This window comes from Pleionea sp. WD8-19, assembly GCF_055326765.1.
In genome coordinates this window covers 84,104-99,711 of sequence record NZ_JBUZOU010000008.1, presented here as the reverse complement: position 1 = coordinate 99,711, position 15,608 = coordinate 84,104, and the positions used below count along the sequence as shown (strand labels likewise).

Here is a 15,608-nt window from a genome sequence, read left to right as displayed (position 1 = left end):
GTTATTGCCGGTTTGCGACGCGCTCAAACATTAGGAACTCTTCTTCATTTTGCTAAGTAAGGGCAGTTTTGAAACCCGCTTTACGGCACTTTTAGCTCGAAACTCGTAACTCGCTACTCGAAACTGATCTTTTTTATTAAAGTTGGATTTTGTTAGGCCGATAGCTTGTCATGAGCGGCCCTTATTCTCAGCTGGCCCTCTCCGCCGGACGGATTTTCTCAGAGTCCTCCGCATCGTTGTTAAGGTTCTCAGCCATTAACAGCAATGCGAAAGAAATATTCTCAGTGTTTCTTTCCCAAAATTTAACCCTTTAGATTCACTTTGTACGCAATTGATTCATCACCCAATTGCATCGAAGGTTTATAGGAGATTAAAATGGGAAACGTACTACAAACCAATGTTTCTTCATTAAATGCTCAACGAAATTTAACGTCTGTTAACGAGAGTCTTAGGATCACTTTTCAGCGATTATCGTCAGGTTTTCGTATCAACAGTGCCAAAGATGATGCTGCCGGACTGCAAATTTCCAACGGGCTTACCGCACAAATCAACGGTCTGGGCGTTGCCAGCCGAAACGCTAATGATGGTATTTCTCTCGCACAAGTCGCAGAAGGCGCGCTGCAAGAGGTCACCACCATTCTTCAACGAATTCGAGACTTGTCCATTCAAGCCGCAAATGGTTCCAATGGCTCCTCTGAACGCGTTGCGTTACAACAGGAAGTCGCTCAACTCAAATCGGAAATCAACCGAATTGCTGAAACCACCCGTTTCGGTAGCCGAGTCGTGCTCGACGGTACTTTTGGAACACAAACGTTTCAAATTGGAGCCCAGGCTTTTGAAACGATAACAGTCAATACCGGAGATGCTCGAGGCACCGCAATCGGCTCTCATCAAATCAATGCAGGAACCGCTTCGGCGGGAAATGTGGCTCAAATAGGGGCCGGTGTCGCTATTACAACGACGGCAACCAACTCTACCTTAGCCGAAACACTCACCATTACCGGTTCTTTAGGGAGCGCAACGGCAACGGTAACGGCGGGCCAATCAATCAAAGATGTGGTCAGCAATATAAACGCAATTACCGATAATACGGCGGTTGAAGCTTCCGCGCGTACCAATGTGAAGCTGGATAACCTTTCAGCGGCGGGTACGGTATCGATGGAAATTCTAAGCGATAACAGTAGCACGATTTCCGTATCCGCATCGATTCTCACCAGCAATGACTTAACACCGCTTGCGGAAGCCATTAATCGAACAACGGCACAAACCGGAGTGTATGCGGCGGTTTCGGATGACAAAGCATCGTTAGTTATGACGAACGAGAAAGGTGAAGACATCACCTTGCAAAACATCACTCATAGTAATACCGCTTCAACAATCGATGTCGCTTTGGTGGATTATGATGGCGGTTTTGCTGCCACCGATGAACTCGAAGCCGCTGTTGGTGCAGGTACCGTTATGAATGGTGCAAGCGATGTCACCGCTGTGGGAATTTTGCAACTGAATTCCGCTAATTCTTATACGATTTCGCAAGCAACCGGTAACACGCTCTATGCGGCTGGTGCAGGTGTAACCATTGGATCGGGACTCGAACAAGTAGCGGGCATCGACATTTCATCGTCGATAGGTGCACAAAACGCGATTGCCGTGGTTGATCAGGCTCTCAAGTCGGTCGATAGCATACGTGGGGAGCTCGGTGCCGTACAAAATCGGTTTCAAAGCACAATCAGTAACTTACGTAATGTTCAAGAAAACGCTGCCGCGGCTCGATCGCGTATTCGAGATACCGATTACGCAATAGAAACCGCAAACCTCGCTAAAAGTCAGGTATTACAACAAGCAGGACTGTCGGTACTTTCACAGGCGAACTCAGCAAGCCAATCTGTATTAACCCTTCTCCAAGGGTAGAATCATGAACGCCGATAAAAGCCCCTCTACCGTACGGGATTAAAGGCCAAGGGTTCCGGAGCTGCCTTGGTAAGCTCCGGAAACTTCAATACCGGTTACGGCTCAAATTATTTTTAGCTACCCTATTGATTTTATTAGGATTAAATTTCTTTGCTCTCATTTTTTTGACCACCGACTAAAGTCGAATTTCCTAAAGCCGATACTTTCTAAGAACAATGAGTGTTCTCAGCGCTTGTTGTTGTCCGTTTTACGTCTGGAAAACCAGAAATAAAACATGAAAAGTTGTTCTCAGCAGCTTTTCAACCAGAGGTTACATTGCTGTCGCAACAAGCCTCAAAAGGCGAGTAGTTCTCAGCTGCTCTTTCATTAAACACTTTGTAGATTTCAACGTTCAGTTGAAACGTCGAAGGTTTAGGAGATCTATCATGGGTAATGTTATTCAAACGAACGTTGCGTCGTTAAACGCGCAGCGTAATCTCGGCCGTACCAATTTAGGATTGCAAACTGCTTTCCAACGACTGGGGTCGGGTTTACGTATTAACAGTGCAAAAGACGATGCGGCCGGGCTGCAAATTTCAAACAGCCTGTCTTCTCAAATTAACGGTTTAACCGTAGCCGCCCGAAATGCGAACGACGGTATTTCTTTGGCGCAAACCGCAGAAGGAGCCTTACAAGAAAGTACCAACATCTTACAACGTATGCGCGACTTGGCAATCCAATCGTCCAATGGTTCCAATGGCGCCTCTGAACGCGCTGCATTACAGTCAGAGGTTGCTCAACTCCAATCGGAACTGAACCGAATTGCGGATACCACGACTTTCGGTAGCCAAAAAATTCTTGACGGTACTTTTGGTACCCAGTCTTTCCAAGTGGGTGCGCAATCCTATGAAACAATTACGGTTGCAACCGGGAATGCACGTGGTACAAAAATTGGGTCTTTTCAAATCAACTTCAGTGATGGTGCTAACCCCGATTTCGGTGGAACCGTTCAAACTGTAGGTGCAAACATAAAAGTAACTGTAGGTGCTGCCGTTACGCAGAACTCGCTCGCTGCAGTCGCTTATACAGTTACTGGCTTTTTAGGTTCAGAAGTTATTACAGGTACGGCGAATGCAAGTGCTAAAAACTTAGCAGCTCAAATCAATGCTCGTACTGATGACACAGGTGTATCCGTAGGTGCACGTACCAACGTAAAACTGGACGGTTTAAGTGCCGATGGCGTTGTATCTTTTGGAATCATAAGTGATAACTCAACAGCAAAAACCGTTTCTGCAGATGTAACCACAACGGATTTGTCCGCACTTGCTGAGGCCGTTAATAAAGAGACAGCGGCTACCGGAGTATTTGCCACACTGTCTGATGACTTATCCGATATCATTTTAACGAATGAATCGGGAGAAGACATTACTCTTGTAAACCTGACTCACGAGAACACTGCGACAACAATCGATATTGCGCTGGTGGACTACGATGGCGGATTCGCAGCGACTGATGAAGTAGAAGCTGCAGCAGGTGCTGCGTTAGCGATGGACGGAGCTAACGATGCCAATGCCGTAGGCATGCTTCAATTCAATTCTGACCGCTCCTACACAGTCACTGCCGGTGCAGGTACGGACTATTTTAACGTAACAACTGCGGTCGGTAGTGGCTTAAGTCAAGTCGCTGATGTGGATGTGTCATCACAAGCTGGTGCGCAAGAAGCAATAGCGGTACTCGACAATGCCATTAAGTCCATAGACTCCATTCGTGGGGGACTGGGTGCGGTTCAAAATCGTTTCCAAAGTACAATCAGTAACCTCGACAGTATTCGTGAAAATGCCTCTGCCGCACGTTCGCGAATTCGTGATGCTGACTACGCTGCAGAAACTGCTGAACTGGCGAAAAATCAAGTACTGCAACAAGCCGGTTTGTCAGTGTTAGCGCAAGCTAATGCAGCCAGTCAATCAGTCTTGTCGCTACTTCAGTAATCTAATGCGGATCGTTATGACATTCTTGCTTTTGTCAAAATGGCTTAACGATAGCGAGGGGAAGCTATTGCTTCCTCTTGCGGCTTGAACTGAAAGGTAAACTGTTATGGCTATTCAAAGTCTATCAGGCAACTTTCAACCGCTTACAAAGGTAAGTGGCAGGCCTTTGCCGCAATTGGAAAATGAGGGAAAGTCCACCGCTGAATCTGTGCAGCGCGAAAAGACTGACAAAGTTGAACCCGATGAGTTAACCAATCGCTTTAGCAGTAAAGAGTCGATTCAGAAAATGAGTGAACAGGTTCGTGAGCTGAACCAAATTTCACAAAATATTCAGCGTCGATTGTCTTTTAAAGTGGATGAATCGTCAGGAAAAACCGTAGTAAGTGTTTTCGATAAGGAAACCGATGAATTGATTCGTCAAATTCCGCCAGAAGAGCTCCTCGTGATCTCAAAGCGGTTGAAAGAAATGAATGACTTGGCTCTGGAATCGGACCGCTCAGGACTGATCATTCAAAATGAAGTGTAGACAGGTGATGCGGGAATAAGGACATTCCCCATTTATCGTTTACTGGTACGCTTATTGCCCAAAATTAAGAGCGAATGGAAGTGTTCGCACGAATCCACGTTGGTTAAAAGCCAAGGTGAGTGCTTAGTAGTGTCTGAGAATTATGAAAAGTTATGACTATCCAACCGATTACCGATGACTTTTGGGTTTTCGAATTGAAGTTCATCGCTCGTAACGCTTAACGATTCTACTAAAGTCGGATATTGGAAGGTCGATAAAACCATGAGCAAGTTAATGATTTACATTTTAAAGGTTTTACTATGGGCTTAATATCTTTTGGTGGTTTAGGTTCGGGGCTGGATATCAACGCCATTGTGACGGCTTTGGTAGACGCCGAACGTGCACCCAAACAGCTTAGCCTGGATCGCCAGGAAGCCTTTATCCAAATGACACTGTCCGGGTTAGGCTCGTTAAAAGGTGCTTTAAGCGGATTAAACAGTGCAGCAAAAGCGCTCGATAACACCAGCATTTACAATCAACGAAAAGTAACGCAAGAGTCCACTGATTATTATACTGCAACCGCAACTTCCGATGCGATAGTGACCAGCTACGATATCGAAGTTTCTTCCATTGCGAAAGGTTCTGAGTTAAGCAGTATTGTATTTACTGGAGGCCCAACGACAACATTTGGAGCAGGCACACTCACATTTACCGCGGGCACCAATAACTTTACGGTAAATGTCGATGCAGCAGACACATTACAAGACATCGTCGATAATATAAATGCGCAAACCGATAATTTTGGTGTTACCGTTAATATGCTTAATAATGTTACTGTTGGCCCTGATACCGGAAGTGTACTTAGTCTGGAGTCCTCAATAACCGGCGCCAGTAACGATCTCGTTGTCACCTATACAGGTGATGCATCATTAGCAGACTTGTCTGATAATTTAACACTGGATAGCGCAGCGACCAGCGCTACAATTATTATTGATGGATTTTCCGCAACAAAAACTACCAATACGTTCAGTGACATAATTGACGGAGTCACCATCACGGCCGTAAAAGCGAATACGGCTTCGGAAACCACTGAGCTTACAATCAGTCTTGACAAAAACTCAGTTAAAACAAAAATCAATGACTTTATCGATGCTTACAATGAATTCATCGATATAGCAAACCAACTGGGCCAAGCAAACGAAAATGAGCAAGGCCTGTTGTTAGGCGACTATACCTTGCGTCAGGTGACTTCCCAAATTAGAAACTTATTGAGCCGAGAAATCAGCGGTGTTAGTGGTGACTTCAACAGTCTTTCTGCAATTGGAATTAGTACTACGAAATCGGGAACGCTTGAGCTGGATTCATCCACATTAGATTCCGCTCTTGATACAAAATTTGATCAGTTCGATGAATTGTTTACTGGCGACAATGGCTTTGGCAGCTTATTCAGCACCTTAATTGAAGAATATACCGACAGTACTGGTTCTATAACGTCACGTGAAAGTAGCTTAAACAATCAGCTCAGTTCTATAGCTGACGAAAGAATTGCTTTAGATTATCGCATAGAGCTTTTAGAAACTCGCTTAAACAAAGAATTTACAGCAATGGATACAATAGTGGCCCAATTTAACAGTACGGCCTCTTTTTTAACACAACAACTCGCTAACTTACCCGGTTTTTCTTCCGGCAAGTCGAAAAGTGACTAAAGACCAATCGAAATAAGGTGTGATCTATATGAGTTTGTCTCGAGTAATGGCCTACAGTAAAATCAATACGGTAACCGGTGTAGAAAACGCGGATCCGCATATGTTGATTCAAATGCTACTGGATAGTGCTATTGAAAAAATCAATAAAGCAAAGTACTTTTTATCGACTAAGCAAATTGATAAAAAAGGCGAGCATATCAGCTGGGCCATCTCTATTATTGGCGGCTTGCAAGCGAGCTTGAATATGGAAAAAGGCGGAGAAATTGCGAAAACATTATTCGATCTTTATGACTTTTCATCTCATCACCTAGTCCTCGCTAATGCCGAAAATAATGAGGAGAAGTTAAACGAAGTACTCGAAGTGCTCGGTAAAATTCAAGAAGGTTGGAAAGGGATTCGTGAACAAGCACTGCAGGCTCAAAACACATGAAAAATCTATCAAGAGCGGTTGAAATTAGTCAACAAATATTAGATGAAATAGAAAACGAGGACTATGAAAAAGTTGAACAGCTCGCAGATAAACGACAACAACTATTAAACGACTTTTTTTCACTACCTAATCCAGAAGGCGACATTAAACAAATCGAAGAAAAAATACGTTATATTCAACATATGAATGATGCTGCCAACCAAAACATAGAAAGCAAGCGAAAATCTCTTGTTTGTCACTCTGTCAATATGAGAAAAGGTTACCAAGCGGCCAAGGTGTATGCGAGCAATGACAAATAGTGTTATTACTCAGGCCGAAGAGAAAAATATTTCGCTGCTTACCGAATGGACGCTATCGCTGTTTCAACACGAAGATGATCGTCAACTGGAAACTTCTAGCGACTTCACCAAAAACCTACAAGCCTGGATCCTTCAACAATTAGAGTCCGAAAACTGCTTGGTATTACTGGCAAAATGCAATGACACACCGGTTGGGTTTATTGCTGCGGAAAGTGTGATAAACGACAATGGATTTCTTAAGGACAATTTAAAAGGCGTAATTCACTTATTATGGGTTGACAAACCCTATCGCGAGCAAGGAATTGCTAAAATATTACTCTCAGAAATTGAAAAGTGCTTTCAACAAACTGGCATTCGATATATCGAGTGTAGCTACATGATAAATAATGAAGAAGCCTCTAATTTTTGGAGTCGTTCCGGGTTTTCGAACACCAGCGTTACAGCCCGAAAATTTCTTAGTTAACTTATACTTCGCCGACATAGGATCGATGAACATTTCTTGTAACCGATGAAACTTTTTGAGTCGCACCGGCCATATTGAGAGCAACGAACAAACCGTTGGACCTTTTGACACATTAAATGCAACTTTAAGGTTTTTATGGCAAGGAAATTGCCATCAGATATTTATACGACTAAGCGTTTTTATAGTTTACACATAAAGTCACCTTTTTTGAGGCCGATATAAATACCATGGATCCAAAATGTCATCAAAATGAAATTAAATGCTTGATACCCGATTTGCCGAGTCCCGGCGAATTATTGCCGTATTTAGAGCAGCTTCATAAAAATCGCTGGTATTCCAATTTTGGTCCCGTATTCAAACAGTTTGAAAGTGAATTGACTGATTACCTTAATCGACTCGATCAATACTCCACTCCTATTTTTGGTTGCTTAACCGCTTCTGGCACTATGGCGCTTGAAGTGGGCTTGACGAGTTTAAATCTTCACCGAGATGATTTTGTTCTCGTTCCGGCTCTTACTTATGTTGCATCAGCAACTGCGATCATCCGTAGTGGTTTAACACCTCTGATCAGTGATGTTGATTCCGATAGTTGGCAGTTGACACCGGAACATGCGTATAAAGCACTCAAAAAATATCGATTAGGTGCTGTAATGCCCGTTGCCACCTTTGGTCACCCTGTAGATACAGAGACTTGGGATCAATTCACAAAGGATACCGGCGTACCGGTCATAATAGACGCTGCTGGCGCTTTTCCATCGCAAAAAATCAGTCAACATGCACTAATTGCATTCAGCTTTCACGCTACCAAATCGTTAGCGATCGGAGAAGGCGGTGGGTTATTTTTACGCGATGAACTCGTGTGCAAAAAAATAAAGAGAGCATGTAACTTTGGGTTTCACAAAGGTGTGATTGACTCGAATGGTGTTAATGCTAAATTAAGTGAGTACCATGCAGCAGTAGGACTCGCGCAAATAAAACGTTGGCAGCATATCATTAATAAGCGCGAACAAATCACAAAATGGTACCAAGAAGCATTAAAACCTTATCAAAAATTAATAGTCCATCAAAAAGCGCCGAAAGCCATCGCTCAAACAGTCTATGTCGTCCGTTTGCCGGTAAAAGCTCAAGCAATTGCGGATGGCTTAAAAGCAAATAATATAGAAACGAGACGCTGGTACTATCCTCCATTACATCAACACCCTTGGTTTCAAGCAAATACAAATATTGCCTATCCGGATCAGGAAAATCAATTACCGGTAGTGGAAAACCTTTCCCAAAAGCTCATCGGCCTGCCCTTTCATACTTTTTTATCACAAGAAAACATCACATACATTTGTGACCGACTCGCCAACTTATTGCATAGCGAAAATAAAAAGGAGACGTTTAGTGCGTTCACTTGAGCAGCTTTCAGATGACTTTATTTTTCAGGTATCCCAAAAAAATCACGCAGAGTCAATTGCTTGTTTAAAAACGTTTTTCATTGCCCTGGAAGCAAAGCAACGACTCAATTCGGCGGGTAAATATTTTGAATCAGACACAATCGCAAGAAATCACGCAAATCAATTAACAAGCGCACTAATGAGTATATTTGCCGAAGCAGACTATGAAATGGATTTTGAATCCTATATTTTACTCATTAATTTTAAGCAACATATCATTTCATTGTTCGAACTCAGTAATTTCAATGGAACAGCTTCGATTTTACCTTTGATCCTGAATCAACATAATCAATCCGATCATTCCAAGTTGTTTAAGTGGTTGGTATTGGCCAGCCTCAATGATATGGATGATGAATCCATTTCTGCGTTACAACGAATGCCTAGAGAAATCGCCGCGCCGGCCATATTGGCACTGGTAGCGCAACCGGTTGTAATGAATCAAAAAGCGCATACTGCGCGTGAAAAACTATTAAGCCTAGGTGACATCGTCGCTGATTGCAATACACTTCACGGTCGCCTGTATTCCCTTTATGCTGCCGCCTGGATGTACTGCTCCTATGCAGAGAGAGAGGATAAGCATTTATTTAAAGGCCATCTCAACCTGTTGATGCGGAAACAAAAGGAAAACAGCAGTATCCCTACGCCTTCGGTCAACAGTATCAAACTTGGAAAGCAAAAGTTAACGGTGGTTGTTATCGCCGAAGTGTTTGACTCCAGGCATGCGATGTATCGATGTTTTGCCAACTATATCAAGCAACTGAAAGGTAAATTTGAAACCGTTTTAGTCACTACACATAACAGCGTAGACAAAAAAGCAATTGCGCTTTTCGACAAGCATGAAGTGTTCAATTTAAAAAACACATCCATACGCACTATAGTTGAACTCATAACGAACTTAAAGGCAGATATTATTTTTTACCCAAGCCTGGGAATGGCTTATTGGACTTTAGCGATATTACCTTTTCGATTTGCCCCAATTCAGATCCTTGGACCAGGACATCCTGCAACAGCGGTATCGGACACTATAGATTACCTCATTTCAACAGAATTTTTGGTCAAAGACCCATCGTACTACGCGGAACAGATTCTCTACCTTGATGGTATAGGCTATATGAGTACACCAACCGACGAGCAATTACCGTCTGTGAATATACGAAAGCAACCCGACGTACTTCGAATTGGTATACCCAGCAAAAGTTTTAAAATAAGTACACCGTTTCTCGCCGCTTGCCAGCATATTAATCATCAGATTAAGCGCCCCGTCGAGTGGGTTATTTTTCCAAATGAGATTGGTTTTCAGCACTACTATTGTAAAAAAGAAATACAGAAGTGGCTACCCAACGCACAAGTGATACCGCGACTGTCTTACAATGACTATTTGAAAGCGTTAAACTTATGCGACCTTGCCGTAGGTACTTTTCCTTTTGGTGGCAGCAACAGCAATGTCGACCTAATTAGGCTCGGTATCCCCAAAGTATTCTATACCGGTGATGAAATTCATTCTCGAGCTGATGCGGTCATTTACAAAGAGTTTGATATACCCGAATGGCTTTCTTGCGATAACATTCAAGATTGGTGTGACTCAACTATTAAACTCATTGAAGATAATGATTTAAGGTATCAATTGAGTTTATCTTTATTGGAACAGAAACCCGAAGAAAAACTCATCAATGATCATGCTCAATCTAATGAGTTTTATAGTGCATTAATCCGTGTTTGGGAGCATCCTATAAAAGCCTGCAAATCTGAACAGAGTGCACCAGACTTACAACAAAATAATCAAACTACCTTAAGTTTTAGCTAACGGATCTAAAGTCATGGCCTCTGAAAATGAATTTACTCAGTTTTACACCAGCCAAAAAATCACCAAACGATACCCAACTGAGTTTGTGATTCGTACTCTTTTAGGAAAGTATCCACACCTATTAGAAATGAGCCATGATTACTGTGGAAAGAAAATACTGGATCTTGGATTTGGTGACGGTCGTAACTTGGGTTTTTTGTGCGATCTCAACTTTGATGTATACGGCATAGAAACTACACAGGAGATTATCGAGCAAGTTAAGAAATATACCGATGCATACAATATTAAAGCCGAGTTAAAGGTCGGACGAAATTCGTCTATTCCTTATCCATCAAAAATGTTCGACTTTGTTTTAGCTTGCCACTCCTGTTATTACATTGATTCGGGTGATACATTTTCCGACAACCTGGGAGAAATCAGTCGAACGCTAAAACCAGATGGAATATTGATTGCCAGCTTACCGTTAGAGGGTAATTTTATATTGGAACAAAGTGAGTCAAAAAAAGACCTTTATGCCGTCATTCGTAACGACCCTTACTCCCTTAGAAATGGTTGTATGCTAAAGTATTTTTCGTCGGAGAACGACATAAAAAAGTCTTTAAGGCCTTACTTTAAAGATTTTAGCTTTGCCAGCCTTGACGACAATTATTTTGGAATCAACATAAAAGCAAGTGTTGTCGTTTGTCGAAAATTATAAATCATTTATTTCAAACTCTAAGTTAGGTTATTCCCTTTACTACCACTGACTATTTTGTAGCATATAATTTTTTCACACTGCACTTGTATTGAATGCAATCAAACCCATACACTTTTGTATATTAATGCTTCTATTCAATATACAATACAAATTCACAATTACTTCCCCCTCCTCTATAAGCATTAATTCATTGGTGCATGGTAGCTAATCGTTATACCAAACGCTCTAATTGGCCCTTACGACGAACAATGTTTTTATAGTCCCATTGAACATCTCTAGATTCCGATAACCACTTTTGCAACAATTTAGTATCAATTTGCTCCACCGCGGTAAAACGAGCTTCGGCCGCTTTGAATTTACCCTCTTTCTCTAGTCCCGGAGTATCAAATGACTGCCCACTCCAAAAAAGCAATCGGACGCAATGCTTCAATTTACTATAACCTACAATGGGATTACCCTCCAAAAACCATACAGGGTGCGCATGCCAAACTTTATTCTCAGCCTCTGGCAATCCACGTTTAATTTCCTGAGCAAGTAAATCACAAATTTTTCGGTCGCCATCTGCTTGGATTTCGTTGTACTGTTTAGTGTCTCTATGAATCATCACTATCCCTCACTTTTAACACATAAGTATTTACAATGGCTAAAACTATTGTGTTTAACGTCAACTCAACACATCACAAAAAAATATCACAATTAGCGAATAAAGCTATGAATCACATTTAGGTAATAATGGCGCCATCTCAAACCGAACAAACAAAGCCTTTCCGCAAACAAATGCTTGTCTAATATTTTTAAAATTACATTCCAACAATTGATCCCCTATCCGTTTCGGCCCATTTCCATGCGCCCATACATAATCATCTAAGATCAACCAGCCACCAGGCTTTAAATGTGACAACCACAACAAACAGTCCTTTTTTACCTTTTCGTAGTCATGATTGCCATCGATATGAATCACCGATACTAACTTCTCATATTGTGTTTCACCGAATTCCATAGACTCAATTGCACCTGTCGAAGAATAAACGCAATATCCTTCTTCCGACGTTTTCCTTAAATAATTAAACACATTTTTTCTTACCAATAACATATTGACAACAAAAGCTTTGGCCAAAAGGTCGCAATCCCATGCATTTGGAAGTACATTATGAAAAAGTGGTGGTGAGTCTTTTTGGACCGCCGCAATGGGAGACCAGGGGTCAACCGCCAATACAGCCCCAATAGAATACAAGTCACTTAAATAATTTAATACAAATGCAGTTCGTCCCATTAAGGAACCAATCTCAATGACATCGCCGGTTTCCGCAGTTTCAAAAATCGCCATCATGGCGAGTAACTTATCATTATTGGACTCGCCATAAATTTGCGAGGCCTGACGTAGGATTGCAGCTATATTCAGTTGAGAAATTGTAGAGCTTTTTTCAATCGCACGAATCATCTCTACTGCCCTATCAGCATCTAAAAATAACTTTTTGTAGCAGTCTTCCTGAGCTTTTATGGGGGAATTTAACACCAGTTTAATGTTAAATTTGTTTTCATTTATCAAGTTTTGCAAATAGGTGTGCACACTGGTTACTGGCGCATATACAGAATCTACCGAATAAGTCGTCATACAGTCTTTTAACGCATTTTCAAACTGTTCTTCATAAATATAGGGTAGCTGAATACAGGCAATATTATCTTCTCCCTCAAATACAAAAGCTTCCGAGCTTGCTAAAACTACTGGTTTATTGATAGAACGACACAACTCCAAAATTGGTTTATGTTCCGCTGAATACGGAAAAATTAACAGGCTCGATGACATCAGTTATTCTCCATTACCTGAATGCTCCAGCTCCGCATAGCCAAAACCTTTCTGACCGAAGTAATTGCCACAATAGAATAAATAAAACTTATCTTCGTCTTGTAACACATGAGGATAACAAATCATTTCGGAGTCCCAGCCAGACTCCGAAACATCAATTCCAGCCATTTCATCTTGCCTTACCCATTGCTTTAAGTCGTTAGACTTTGCATAACCAATACGATAACCTCGAGATGCGTTTCGAAAATCGACACCATAACGATACGAAAACATCATGTGATAGTGATTATTTAGAAAAAACACACTCGAGCTGGTTTGGCTTTCCTTTTCAACTTTTGATTCAATTACGGGTTCACCGTTTCGTTTCCATTCAATTCCATCGGTTGATTCGGCTTCCATAGTCACATAAACTGATTCCATATAGCCGTCGTGCTCGTACCACTCAATGCCCGATTGGTACCACATGCGCCAGTCATTCTCTGAAACTCGCATAACTCGGGGACAAGCTTGCAAATAAGGTTCTTTGACGGTTGTACTCATAATAGGCCCAAGACCTATTTTCTTAAAAGTGAAACCACCATCTGTACTGATCGCTAAGCCGTTTGCCCACTGGTAAGGTACCGAAACTTTACGCGTCCAACCCACATAATACAGCCATATTTCATTTCGTTCCGGTAAATAAACCAAACTGCCAGGCATAGTGCCAAACTCATCAAAATCACCACGACCACCTAACGCTAAAACCGGTTGATCGTGAATATATATAATCTCCGATGGGTTGGATCGATTTAAGTCGACAAAGCCAATGCAACTGGTACAACGGCCATCTTTATTGCGCTCAGGACGACAAGTAAAATACACCCGAATTCTGTCGCCAAGAATGAGTGCATTAGGATTTTGAGCGTATTCCATCATCCAATCGAAGCGACCAGCAGGATCGAAAACCTTGCCTTTCTTCTTCCATTTGAGCATTATATCATCTCATTCACGTTTAGAATTAAGTTCACGTTCGGCAGCTTGTTTAACCACATCATCCAACCATTGGTGCATACTTTTACCACTGGCTTTAGCGGCCTGTATTGCACTATGTTTTGCATGCTCCGAGACCCCCTCCAATTTACCGAAATAGCGCGTATTCAAAGTACCACCGCGAAAACCCGGTATCACTCTATCAAAATTAGCAGAAGGCTCACCATCACCCACGGTAAAGTCGATCAAATAATAAACTCCGCCAATGATCCATCGGATACAGACGTCTCTAGCTTCAACTGGAATTTCATTCAGTGGCAATTTAATTTTAAACAACTCATTATTGTTCATTAAAACCTTACCGAAGGTAGTGTCATATAGCCACGGAGGCATGCTCTCGTCGCCTATCACCACTCGCCCACCGGTTTTGGTTACTCTCGTTATTTCTTGTAAACTTTTTCTTTTGTCCTGAAAGACATTAATTCCACCAAAACTGAATACGGCATCGAAATAATTATCTGGAAAAGGCAGGCTATCAGCTCCTCCTACAGAACAACGAATATTACAGAGTGAGCGTTTTAGCTTTTCGTAACACTTTTGTACCATAGACGGAGATAAATCATGAGCGCATAAAAGTCCGGATTCATTCAATTGCTTTGCAATATAAACCGAATCATTTCCCGTACCGCATGCTAAATCAAGAACTTTTGAGTTAGTCGATAAATTTAAAAGCTTGACATTATTGCTGCGTACCTTTTCCTCATCTTCATTTTGAATTGTAAAAGTCAAATGTTGAAAATTATCATAGTCTTCGGCTACGGACTGATAGTATTCAAACTGCTCTCGTTGCAACTCACTCCAGTCGCCGGTAACAGTAAAATCTGGAATGCCGTTAGCCAAAGGATATTTATCACCCCGATGATTTACCAAAAACTGTGAACCAGAATTCTCTTTACTTGTACGCTCCTCAGCAATACACAATAGACTTTTAGTTTCAGGGCATACATAAATATCCTTCAGTTCGTGTTTCATTTATAACTCCTGAGGATTGATGAGTTCGTAATGCTTAAGATTGAACCAGCAGTTATTTTTGTAAAAGGCATCCAACTCTTCACCTAAGTATCGAAACCCTAGTTTTAGAATCACACGTTCGGAAGCAGGGTTCTCACTAGCGTGCGCCACTATTACTTTATGAAACTTGCATTTATTAAACGCAAACGAAATAATCTGTTTTGATGCTTCTGTCGCCAAGCCCTTGTTTTGAAATTCGGGCGCTATCCAGTACGCAAGTTCACAGCGATTCAGCGTCCAGCTTAAATGCTTTTCTTTAATATCGATGAGCGAGATTAACCCACAAATTTCATTCTGACAAAATATTGTCCAATGATATGCCAGTCCATTCATGTGCTGTTGATGTAAACTTTCTATAACTTGGCGACTATAAGTGATAGTGTTATGAGGCAGCCAAGCCAGATATGTTGAAACTTCAGGATTCTTCATGTGTTTCCACAACCCTTCAAGGTGTTCCATCGCAACAGGCAACAAACGCAACCGCTCGCTTTGCAATTCGAACGCTTGGGGATCAATAGACTTTCGTTCAAATGTCTGCTCCAA

15 protein-coding genes are annotated in these 15,608 nt (G+C 41.7%); 10 read left to right on the top strand and 5 right to left on the bottom strand.

Features of this window, described 5'->3' with window-relative positions:
• Positions 1-375: 375 nt before the first annotated feature.
• From ACTUJY_RS11650 to ACTUJY_RS11605, 10 genes are all read left to right on the top strand, one after another.
• Positions 376-1,908, top strand: a complete 1,533-nt coding sequence (locus ACTUJY_RS11650) for a flagellin N-terminal helical domain-containing protein (protein WP_463616265.1) — start codon at positions 376-378, stop codon at positions 1,906-1,908.
• A gap of 425 nt (positions 1,909-2,333) precedes the next feature.
• A complete protein-coding gene (locus ACTUJY_RS11645; RefSeq protein ID WP_463616264.1) occupies positions 2,334-3,875 on the top strand; it encodes a flagellin N-terminal helical domain-containing protein in 1,542 nt (513 codons plus the stop codon).
• Between the two features lie 106 nt (positions 3,876-3,981).
• Positions 3,982-4,401 (top strand): flagellar protein FlaG, encoded by a 420-nt coding sequence (locus tag ACTUJY_RS11640; RefSeq protein WP_463616263.1) that lies wholly within the window; start codon positions 3,982-3,984, stop codon positions 4,399-4,401.
• Between the two features lie 299 nt (positions 4,402-4,700).
• On the top strand, positions 4,701-6,086 hold the full coding sequence (fliD, locus tag ACTUJY_RS11635) for a flagellar filament capping protein FliD (protein ID WP_463616262.1): 1,386 nt from the start codon (positions 4,701-4,703) through the stop codon (positions 6,084-6,086).
• A gap of 28 nt (positions 6,087-6,114) precedes the next feature.
• A complete protein-coding gene (gene fliS, locus ACTUJY_RS11630; RefSeq protein ID WP_463616261.1) occupies positions 6,115-6,516 on the top strand; it encodes a flagellar export chaperone FliS in 402 nt (133 codons plus the stop codon).
• Positions 6,513-6,815: a hypothetical protein gene (locus ACTUJY_RS11625; RefSeq protein ID WP_463616260.1), complete on the top strand. Its 303-nt coding sequence runs from the start codon at positions 6,513-6,515 to the stop codon at positions 6,813-6,815. Before fliS ends, ACTUJY_RS11625 begins: the two co-directional genes overlap by 4 nt.
• Entirely contained in the window at positions 6,805-7,278 is a 474-nt protein-coding gene (locus ACTUJY_RS11620; RefSeq protein WP_463616259.1) for a GNAT family N-acetyltransferase, read from the top strand. The genes ACTUJY_RS11625 and ACTUJY_RS11620 overlap by 11 nt, the downstream gene beginning before the upstream one ends.
• Positions 7,279-7,505: 227 nt before the next feature.
• Entirely contained in the window at positions 7,506-8,678 is a 1,173-nt protein-coding gene (locus ACTUJY_RS11615) for a DegT/DnrJ/EryC1/StrS family aminotransferase (protein WP_463616258.1), read from the top strand.
• A complete protein-coding gene (locus ACTUJY_RS11610; RefSeq protein WP_463616257.1) occupies positions 8,665-10,521 on the top strand; it encodes a tetratricopeptide repeat protein in 1,857 nt (618 codons plus the stop codon). The genes ACTUJY_RS11615 and ACTUJY_RS11610 overlap by 14 nt, the downstream gene beginning before the upstream one ends.
• Before the next feature lie 13 nt (positions 10,522-10,534).
• The gene (locus ACTUJY_RS11605; RefSeq protein ID WP_463616256.1) at positions 10,535-11,218 is read left to right on the top strand and encodes a class I SAM-dependent methyltransferase; all 684 of its coding nucleotides are present in this window, start codon (positions 10,535-10,537) and stop codon (positions 11,216-11,218) included.
• Between the two features lie 211 nt (positions 11,219-11,429).
• Here ACTUJY_RS11605 and ACTUJY_RS11600 read toward each other — a convergent pair whose 3' ends face one another.
• From ACTUJY_RS11600 to ACTUJY_RS11580, 5 genes are all read right to left on the bottom strand, one after another.
• Positions 11,430-11,822, bottom strand: a complete 393-nt coding sequence (locus ACTUJY_RS11600) for a DUF1801 domain-containing protein (protein ID WP_463616255.1) — start codon at positions 11,820-11,822, stop codon at positions 11,430-11,432.
• A gap of 105 nt (positions 11,823-11,927) precedes the next feature.
• Entirely contained in the window at positions 11,928-13,025 is a 1,098-nt protein-coding gene (locus tag ACTUJY_RS11595; protein WP_463616254.1) for a class I SAM-dependent methyltransferase, read from the bottom strand.
• A 3-nt stretch (positions 13,026-13,028) separates the two neighbouring features.
• The gene (locus tag ACTUJY_RS11590; RefSeq protein WP_463616253.1) at positions 13,029-13,997 is read right to left on the bottom strand and encodes a glycoside hydrolase family protein; all 969 of its coding nucleotides are present in this window, start codon (positions 13,995-13,997) and stop codon (positions 13,029-13,031) included.
• Positions 13,998-14,006: 9 nt separating this feature from the next.
• Positions 14,007-15,026, bottom strand: a complete 1,020-nt coding sequence (locus tag ACTUJY_RS11585) for a class I SAM-dependent methyltransferase (RefSeq protein ID WP_463616252.1) — start codon at positions 15,024-15,026, stop codon at positions 14,007-14,009.
• Entirely contained in the window at positions 15,027-15,608 is a 582-nt protein-coding gene (locus ACTUJY_RS11580; protein ID WP_463616251.1) for a GNAT family N-acetyltransferase, read from the bottom strand.

Bases quoted from the DNA above. Each gene is read 5' to 3' on its own strand.
- ACTUJY_RS11650 (WP_463616265.1), top strand. From the start codon at position 376: ATGGGAAACGTACTACAAACCAATGTTTCTTCATTAAATGCTCAACGA.
- ACTUJY_RS11645 (WP_463616264.1), top strand. From the start codon at position 2,334: ATGGGTAATGTTATTCAAACGAACGTTGCGTCGTTAAACGCGCAGCGT.
- ACTUJY_RS11640 (WP_463616263.1), top strand. From the start codon at position 3,982: ATGGCTATTCAAAGTCTATCAGGCAACTTTCAACCGCTTACAAAGGTA.
- fliD (WP_463616262.1), top strand. From the start codon at position 4,701: ATGGGCTTAATATCTTTTGGTGGTTTAGGTTCGGGGCTGGATATCAAC.
- fliS (WP_463616261.1), top strand. From the start codon at position 6,115: ATGAGTTTGTCTCGAGTAATGGCCTACAGTAAAATCAATACGGTAACC.
- ACTUJY_RS11625 (WP_463616260.1), top strand. From the start codon at position 6,513: ATGAAAAATCTATCAAGAGCGGTTGAAATTAGTCAACAAATATTAGAT.
- ACTUJY_RS11620 (WP_463616259.1), top strand. From the start codon at position 6,805: ATGACAAATAGTGTTATTACTCAGGCCGAAGAGAAAAATATTTCGCTG.
- ACTUJY_RS11615 (WP_463616258.1), top strand. From the start codon at position 7,506: ATGGATCCAAAATGTCATCAAAATGAAATTAAATGCTTGATACCCGAT.
- ACTUJY_RS11605 (WP_463616256.1), top strand. From the start codon at position 10,535: ATGGCCTCTGAAAATGAATTTACTCAGTTTTACACCAGCCAAAAAATC.
- ACTUJY_RS11600 (WP_463616255.1), bottom strand. From the start codon at position 11,822: ATGATTCATAGAGACACTAAACAGTACAACGAAATCCAAGCAGATGGC.
- ACTUJY_RS11595 (WP_463616254.1), bottom strand. From the start codon at position 13,025: ATGTCATCGAGCCTGTTAATTTTTCCGTATTCAGCGGAACATAAACCA.
- ACTUJY_RS11590 (WP_463616253.1), bottom strand. From the start codon at position 13,997: ATGCTCAAATGGAAGAAGAAAGGCAAGGTTTTCGATCCTGCTGGTCGC.
- ACTUJY_RS11585 (WP_463616252.1), bottom strand. From the start codon at position 15,026: ATGAAACACGAACTGAAGGATATTTATGTATGCCCTGAAACTAAAAGT.